The organism is Streptomyces bohaiensis, assembly GCF_012033785.1.
Lineage (GTDB): Bacteria > Actinomycetota > Actinomycetes > Streptomycetales > Streptomycetaceae > Streptomyces > Streptomyces bohaiensis.
On record NZ_JAAVJC010000014.1, the window covers coordinates 37527 to 45254 of the forward strand.

Annotated in this window: 8 protein-coding genes; 7 read left to right on the plus strand and 1 reads right to left on the minus strand. The window is 73.8% G+C overall.

Features of this window, described 5'->3' with window-relative positions; genetic code table 11:
* Positions 1-6: 6 nt before the first annotated feature.
* Entirely contained in the window at positions 7-567 is a 561-nt protein-coding gene (locus tag HCN52_RS03695) for a dihydrofolate reductase family protein (protein WP_168086897.1), read from the minus strand.
* Between the two features lie 399 nt (positions 568-966).
* Between HCN52_RS03695 and HCN52_RS03700 the strand changes: the two genes are divergently transcribed.
* The 7 genes from HCN52_RS03700 (at position 967) to HCN52_RS03730 (ending at position 7130) form a co-directional block, all read left to right on the plus strand.
* A complete protein-coding gene (locus HCN52_RS03700) occupies positions 967-1563 on the plus strand; it encodes a hypothetical protein (RefSeq protein ID WP_168086898.1) in 597 nt (198 codons plus the stop codon).
* Positions 1564-1743: 180 nt separating this feature from the next.
* A complete protein-coding gene (locus HCN52_RS03705; RefSeq protein WP_168086899.1) occupies positions 1744-2403 on the plus strand; it encodes a class F sortase in 660 nt (219 codons plus the stop codon).
* Between the two features lie 154 nt (positions 2404-2557).
* Positions 2558-3334 (plus strand): class I SAM-dependent methyltransferase, encoded by a 777-nt coding sequence (locus tag HCN52_RS03710; RefSeq protein WP_168086900.1) that lies wholly within the window; start codon positions 2558-2560, stop codon positions 3332-3334.
* A 92-nt stretch (positions 3335-3426) separates the two neighbouring features.
* The gene (gene proC, locus HCN52_RS03715) at positions 3427-4254 is read left to right on the plus strand and encodes a pyrroline-5-carboxylate reductase (RefSeq protein ID WP_168086901.1); all 828 of its coding nucleotides are present in this window, start codon (positions 3427-3429) and stop codon (positions 4252-4254) included.
* A gap of 121 nt (positions 4255-4375) precedes the next feature.
* A complete protein-coding gene (locus tag HCN52_RS03720) occupies positions 4376-5206 on the plus strand; it encodes an ABC transporter permease (protein ID WP_168086902.1) in 831 nt (276 codons plus the stop codon).
* Entirely contained in the window at positions 5199-6011 is an 813-nt protein-coding gene (locus HCN52_RS03725; RefSeq protein WP_312876519.1) for an ABC transporter permease, read from the plus strand. Before HCN52_RS03720 ends, HCN52_RS03725 begins: the two co-directional genes overlap by 8 nt.
* An 18-nt stretch (positions 6012-6029) precedes the next feature.
* Positions 6030-7130 carry an ABC transporter ATP-binding protein gene (locus tag HCN52_RS03730; protein WP_168086903.1) on the plus strand — a complete coding sequence of 367 codons (1101 nt, stop codon included), beginning with the start codon at positions 6030-6032 and terminating at the stop codon, positions 7128-7130.
* Positions 7131-7728 lie beyond the last annotated feature (598 nt).

A 7728-nucleotide genomic window follows, 5' to 3' on the forward strand; every position in this document is an offset into this window, starting at 1 on the left:
CGGCCGTCAGGGGCGATAGGTCGACAGCACGGCTCCCGAGCCCAGCGCCCGGGAGTCCGTGAGCCGCAGCTCCGTGCGGCCGGGCAGCGTCTCCAGCAGCGACGGCCCCTCGCCGAGCACGACCGGGCTGACGTGCACCCGCAGTTCGTCGAGGACGCCCGCCGCCAGCAGCCCCGCGACCAGCGTCGGACTGCCCAGCACACCCATCGCCCGACCGGGCCGCTGCTTCAGCTCCGCCACCGCCCGGGGCAGGCCGCCCGCGCCCAGGGGCAGCAGCTCGCTGTTCTCCCAGGTCGTCTCCCGCAGCGTCGAGGAGACCACCAGCTTGGGCAGCCCGTTCATCAGCTCCGCCACCCGCGGGTTGTACTCCCGGCCCGTCTCGGTGGGCCAGTACGCCGCCATCCCCTCGTAGGTGCGGCGCCCCAGCAGCACGGCGTCGGTCTCGACCAGCTGGTTGAGCGACAGCGCGTCGAACTCCTCGTCGAGCGCCTGCCAGGAGAGGTCGTCGCCGGGGGCGGCGGTGCGCCCGTCCAGGCTCGTGCAGATGAAGGCGTACAGCGTGCGCACGGTGGTCTCCCTCGTCTCGCTCGGGTCGTTGCTCGTCCCTGACGCGCTGCTGCCCGCGCCGCTCGCGTCCACGCCGCCCCGTTCGACCCCACGGCGCGCCGGCGGGCCGTCGGCGGACCACCGGACGCTGCCGCGCGGCCCGGGCACGCGTCCCACCCTGCCGCGCCGCCCCGGCCTCGGCCATCGGAGTGTCGCCCGTTCGCCGCAACTTCCGCCGACCGCACCGCGCCTCCTCGACACCGCTGTGACCAGCGGATACGGCGTCGCGCGACCGCTGCTGACTCGCCGCCGGATCCTGCCACTCCCACCAGCTTCGGCGCGCGCCACGCCGCGAATCCGGGTCGTATCGAACCAAGCGGTGCGACGCGCACCGCCGCCGTGCTCCCAGCGGAGGACCAGATGCGCCTGACCCGCCACGGCCGTGGCCTCGCCACCGCCACCGCCGTACTCATATCCCTCGGACTCGCCACCGGTGCCGCCCACGCCCAGGACGACGGCACCGTCGAACTCTTCCCCAACCCCGCCCATCCCGGTGACGCGGTCGCCGTCAACACCGCCGACTGCGACGGTGACGACACCGCCCGCGGTGACGCCACCACCGTCGGCGGCGGCACCTTCACCCTGCGCCCGGGGGTGCAGCCGGAGATCCTGGTCGGCGGCTTCACCGTCCCGTCCCGCGCCACCGCCGGCGACTACGGGATCGGTGTGACCTGCGCCAACGGCGATGTCATCACCGGAACGCTCCGGGTGGTGCAGGCCGGCTCGACCACCTCGCCGACCGCGTCCCCCACCAGTACGCCCACCGCGACGGCGTCGCCCACCGCCACGCCCACCACGACCGCGAGCCCCACGGCACCCTCGGGCGGGGTCAGCGGCGGCGTCGGCGGGCCCGACGGCACCGTCGGCGTGATCGCCGGCAGCGCCGCCGTCCTGTTCGCGGTCGGCGCCGGCAGCGCCTGGGTGCTCCGCAGGCGCGCCGCCTCGGCCGACCGCTGACGGACGGCGGTCCGCCCCGGCCGCACCCGTGAGGTGCGCACCGAGTCCGGGCCCGGCCCTGCCGGCCGACCTCCACGGTCAGTGACGGGCCCGCTTCGGCCCCCCGGTGGCACCAGCCACCCGGGGGCCGGTCCACACCCCGCCCCGTCGCCCAGCCACCACCCAACGGAACGGGTCCCCATGAGAGTCTCGGAGAAGGCACTGACCACCGCCGTCGCCACCGTGGCCGCGGCAGCGCTGATCACCGGCACCGTCGCCATGAACGACGGTGAGGGCAGCAGCGACCCGCCACAGCCCGCGGCTGCCGACGGGGTGCGCGACGGCGACACCGCGGTCACCGCCGCCGCGCCGGGCACCGCGCCGGCCGGCGTCCCGGAGCTGCCGCCCTCCACTCCGCTGACCGTGCGGATACCCGCGATAGCCGTGGACGCCCCGCTCACCGGCCTGGGGCTGGAGCCCTCCGGCAGCCCCGAGGTCCCCCCGGAGGAGCGGGCCGACCTCGCCGCCTGGTACCGCGACGGCGTCTCGCCCGGCTCGCCGGGAACCTCGCTGATCACCGGCCACGTCGACAACTCGCGGGGCCCCGCGGTCTTCTACGACCTCGGCGCCCTCCAGCGCGGCGACACCGTCGAGATCGACCGGGCGGACGGCCGGACCGCCGTCTTCACCGTCACGGCCGTCGACGTCTTCGACCGCGAGGACTTCCCCGACGAGCTGGTCTACGGCCAGAGCTCCGCCCCCGAACTCCGCCTCATCACCTGCGGCGGACCGTTCTCCAGCGCCGCCGGCGGCTACCTCGGCAACGTCGTCGCCTTCGCCCGCCTCACCGCGACCCACTGACCCCCGGGCCCCGCACCCCGGGCCCGGGCTCGGACCCCCGCCGCACGGCGCGGCCCCGCCACCGCACGGCGCGGCCCCGCCACCGCGCGGCACGGACCGGCCAACGCCGCCGCGGATCCGTGTAGTTCCGCCGCCACCGGGGGAGACGTCAGCCATGACGTCTCCGCTGCCGCACTCCGCCTACGCCCGGTCCTTCGACGCCGTCGCGACCGAGTACGCGGCCTCGCGTCCCAGCTACCCGCCGGAGCTGTTCGAGCTGATCGAGTCGCACATCGGACGCCCGCTGGCCGAGACCGAGATACTCGACGTCGGCGCGGGCACCGGCATAGCCAGCCAGCTGCTCAACCAGCACGGCGCCCGGGTCACCGCCGTGGAGCCCTCGGAACCCATGGCCTCCCAGCTGAACATCGCACACCCCGGGCTCCCGCTGGTCCGCGCCGACGGCGACGCCCTCCCCTTCGCGGACCGCCGTTTCGACCTCGTCACCTACGCCCAGTCCTGGCACTGGACCGAGCCGCGGCGCTCCGTCCCCGAGGCGCTGCGCGTGCTGCGCCCCGGCGGCGCCCTCGCGCTGTGGTGGAACGTGCCGGACCAGGAGAAGGAGTGGGTGCGCGCCCAGGCGGAGCGGCTTTCCGCCGCCGCCCCCGACCACGGCCTCTCGGACGTCCCCGAGAACGCCGCGTCGATCATCGAGAGCCTCGGCCTCGGACTGGAACCCGTGCGCGGCGAACTCCGCTGGACCCGCAGCGTCCCGGTCGACACCCATCTCGACAACCTCGCCACGCACTCGACGCTGTCCGTCCTCCCCCCGGGGGACCGGACCCCGCTCATCGACGCCGAACGCGAGGCGGTCTGCGCCGAGTTCCCCGACGGCATCGTGGCCGAGGAGTACATCGTGCGGCTGACGCTGGTCCGCGCGCCCGACGCCTGACCGGCCGCGCCGGGCCCCGCCCGGCCCACGCCCCCGGTACCGGCAACCGGACAACGCGCCGCCCGGCCGCCGTCCGATGCGACGATGACCGCATGAGCCAGATGATCGCCGTTCTCGGAGCAGGAAAGATCGGAGAAGCCCTCCTCGGCGGGCTGCTGCGCGGCGGCCGCCCGCCGGCCCGGCTGCTCGCCACCGCCCGCCGCGCCGAACGCGCCGAGGCGCTCCGTGCCCGCCACGGCGTCGAGGTCGTCACCAACGCCGAGGCCGCCACCCGCGCAGACACCCTCATCCTCGCCGTCAAACCGCAGGACATGGCGATCCTGCTGGCGGAACTGGCCCCGCACGCCGCCCCCGACCGGCTGGTGATCAGCGCCGCCGCCGGCATCACCACCGCCTTCGTCGAGGACCACCTCCCCGCCGGCACCCCCGTGGTCCGCGTCATGCCCAACACCCCCGCCCTGGTGGACGAGGCCATGTCGGTCATCTCCGCCGGCGCCCACGCCACCGAGGAGCACCTCGGCCACGCCGAGGAGATCTTCGACAGCGTCGGCAAGACCCTCCGGCTCCCCGAGTCCCAGCAGGACGCCGCCACCGCCCTCTCCGGCTCCGGGCCCGCCTACTTCTACTTCCTCGTCGAAGCCATGATCGACGCCGGCATCCTCCTAGGCCTCCCCCGCGACAAGGCCCACGACCTGATCGTCCAGGCCGCCTACGGTGCCTCCGTCATGCTCCGCGACAGCGGCGACCACCCCGTCACCCTCCGGGAGGCCGTCACCTCGCCGGCCGGTACCACCATCAACGCCATCCGCGAGCTGGAGAAGCACGGCGTCCGCGCGGCGTTCCTCGACGCGCTCGAAGCAGCGCGCGACCGCAGCCGCGCCCTCGCCGCCGGCGGGGAGGGCACCCGACCCGGCGCCTGACCGGCCCGCCGCGCGCCTTGGACGGTCGGCGCGCGCCGCTGAAAACCACTGGCAGCATCGCGCCGCCCGCCCTACTGTCGCCGGGTCGACCACACCGCAGGGACGGAGAGGGGCGGGCCCCATGACCGCGGAAGCGCGACCGCGACCCGCCGCGACCGTCTACCCGGCCGTCGCCGCGGGCGCCTTCCGCCGGTACGCCACCTACCGGATCGCCACCGCCGCCGGGGTCCTCACCAACACCGTCTTCGGCTTCGTCCTGACCTACGTCTACCTGGCGCTGTGGGACCAACGCCCGCAGCTCGGCGGCTACGGCCCCGAGCAGGCCGTCACCTTCGTCTGGGTCGGCCAGGCCCTGATCGGCGCGGTCGCCCTGCTCGGCGGCGGCTTCCAGGAGGAGCTCCAGGAACGCATCCGCAGCGGCGACATCGCCGTCGACCTCCACCGCCCCGTCGACCTCCAGCTGTGGTGGCTCGCCCACGACTGCGGCCGAGCCGCCTTCCAGCTGCTGGGGCGCGGTGTCGGCCCCATGGCCGGCGGTGCCCTCGCCTTCGACCTGCATCTCCCCACCGACCCGCTGGTCTGGCTGGTCTTCCTGCTCTCCGTGTGGGGCGCCGTCGTCGTGAGCTTCGCCATCCGCTACCTGCTCGCACTCGCCTCCTTCTGGCTGCTCGACAGCAGCGGACTGCTGATGCTGGGCACCTTCCTCGGTGTCTTCGCCTCCGGGATGACGCTGCCGCTCACCGTCTTCCCCGGGCTGCTCGGCGACGTCGTCCGCGCCCTGCCGTGGTCCGCCATGCTCCAGATCCCGGCCGACATCCTGCTGGAACGCCGCACCGGCACCGGCGTCCTCGCCGGGCTGTTCTTCCAGGCCTGCTGGGCCGCCGTCCTGCTGACCGCCGGCCGGGCCCTCCAGCTCCTCGCCACCCGACGAGTGGTGGTCCAGGGTGGTTGACGCGCTGCGCGCCTACACGCTCACCGCGGGGATGTGGATCCGCGCCTCCCTGGCGTACCGGGCCTCGTTCGCCATGGCGCTGCTCGGCAGCTTCATCGGCTCCGGCCTCGACTTCGTGGCCATCATGATCATGTACTCCCACATCGACGCGCTGGGCGGCTACGCCGTCGCGGAGGTCGCCCTGCTCTACGGCGCGACCAGCCTCTCGCTGGGCATCACCGAGCTCCTCGTCGGCAACGTCAGCCGCGTCGGCGCCAACATCCGCAACGGCACCGTCGACACCCTCCTCGTCCGCCCCGTCCCCGTCTTCCTCCAACTCGCCGCCGACCGCTTCGCGCTGCGCCGACTCGGCCGCGTCACCCAGGGCGCCCTGGTCATGGGCTGGGCGCTGGTCGCGCTCGGCCCGGTGCGCGCCGCCTGGTCACCGCTGGACTGGCTGCTGCTCGTCGTCATGGTGCTGGCCGGCGCCGGGATCTACGGCGCGCTCTACGCGCTGGGCGGCGCCTTCCAGTTCTGGGCGCAGGACGCCGCCGAGGTGCAGAACGCCTTCACCTACGGCGGCAACACCCTGCTCCAGTACCCGCCCACCGTCTTCGCGGGGGAGCTGGTCCGCGGCGTCACCCTGGTGATCCCCCTCGCCTTCGTCAACTGGGTGCCCGCCGCCACCCTCCTGGGGCGGGACGCCCCGCTCGACCTGCCGGGCTTCACCGCCTGGCTCTCCCCGCTGGTCGCCGCGGCGGCCTGCTGCGTCGCCGCCCTGGTGTGGCGCGCCGCGGTCAACAGCTACCGCAGCACCGGAAGCTGACGGAAGGAGTCGCCACCGATGTCCGAGCCCACCTCCCGCCCGGCGACGGACCCGATCACCGGCCGCCCCGCCCCGGGCGACGCCGCCCGGGTCCCCGCCCCCGCCGACCCGCGCCGGCACCCCGCCGCACCGCCGCCCCCGGCCGCGGGTGAACCCCTGATCCTCGCCGAGGGGCTGCGCAAGGTCTTCACCGTGCGGCGCCGCGCGGGGCTGGTGCGCCGCACCCGCACCGAGGTTCGCGCCGTGGAGGATGTCGGCTTCCGCGTCGCCCGCGGCGAGATGGTCGGCTACATCGGCCCCAACGGCGCCGGGAAGTCCACCACCATCAAGATGCTCACCGGCATCCTGACCCCGACCGCCGGCACGCTGCGGGTGGCGGGCGTGGAGCCCGCCCGCCACCGCACCCGCCTCGCCCGCCGCATCGGCGTGGTCTTCGGGCAGCGCACCACCCTCTGGTGGGACCTTCCGCTGCGGGACTCCTACGCCCTCGCGCGACGCATCTACCGCGTAGAGCCGGCCCGCTTCCGTCGCAACCTCGACCGCTGCGTCGAACTCCTCGGCCTCGCGGAGCTGCTCCCCGTCCCGGTGCGCCAGCTGTCATTGGGGCAGCGGATGCGCGCCGACATCGCCGCGGCGCTGCTGCACGATCCCGAGGTGCTGTACCTGGACGAGCCCACCATCGGCCTGGACGTGGTCAGCAAGGCCACCGTCCGGAGCTTCCTGCGCGAACTCAACGAGGAACAGGGCACCACCGTCCTGCTGACCACGCACGACCTCGGCGACATCGAACAGCTGTGCCGCCGGGTGATCGTCATCGACCACGGCCGCATCGTCCACGACGGCGACCTGTCCCGGCTGCACGGCGCGGAGGGCGGGGAACGCACCCTGGTGGTCGACCTGGAACGCGAGCTGCCGCCCATCGACGTGCCCGGCGCCCGCACCGTCCGGGTGGAGGGGCCGCGCCAGTGGCTCGCCTTCCCCGCGACCGAGCGGGCGGCGCCGCTGGTCGCGGCGATCGCACGGGACCACCCACTGCTCGACCTGTCGATCAGGGAACCCGACATCGAGCAGGTCATCGCGCGGATGTACGCCGCTCGTCGCGGGCCCGGCGGCCACTGACGGGCCGGCCGACCCAGCGCGGAGCGGCGCACGAACGCGGCCGGCGACCGTGTGCTGTGGAACACCCCGGGGCCGAGTTGACGGCGCCGGGGCGGCTGCGTAGTGTTCTCCGAGCTGCCACGGAGCCGTTCGGTTCCCCAAGTGACGCTGAGCGTCCCAGGAGGCGGCATCCACTGCCTAGGTGCATCTGCCCTTTCGGGCCTGTTTCTCGTGCGTCCGCGCATGTTGAATTCATGGTTCGGGTCGATTTTGAGTCGGCCGGGGAAATGCTCTAACGTGGTGGACACGCCGGAGGGCGAAAAGCTCGAAAGGCCCCGCCGGCCGGGGGTCAGGAACACGAAAGTGGGTCTGATAGAGTCGGAGACACCGAAGGGGAAACCCGGAGGGAAAGGCCGAAAGGCCGAGAGATTGTCCCCGCCGACTGGGGGTCAGGATCACGGAAGTGAGTCTGGTAGAGTCGGAGACACAAAGAAAGACCGAAGGGAAAAGCCCGGAGGGTCTGCTGGAAGGCAGTCCGAAGGAAGCGTCCGTTCCTTGAGAACTCAACAGCGTGCCAAAAGTCAACGCCAAATATGTTGATACCCCGTCCGGTCGGCAG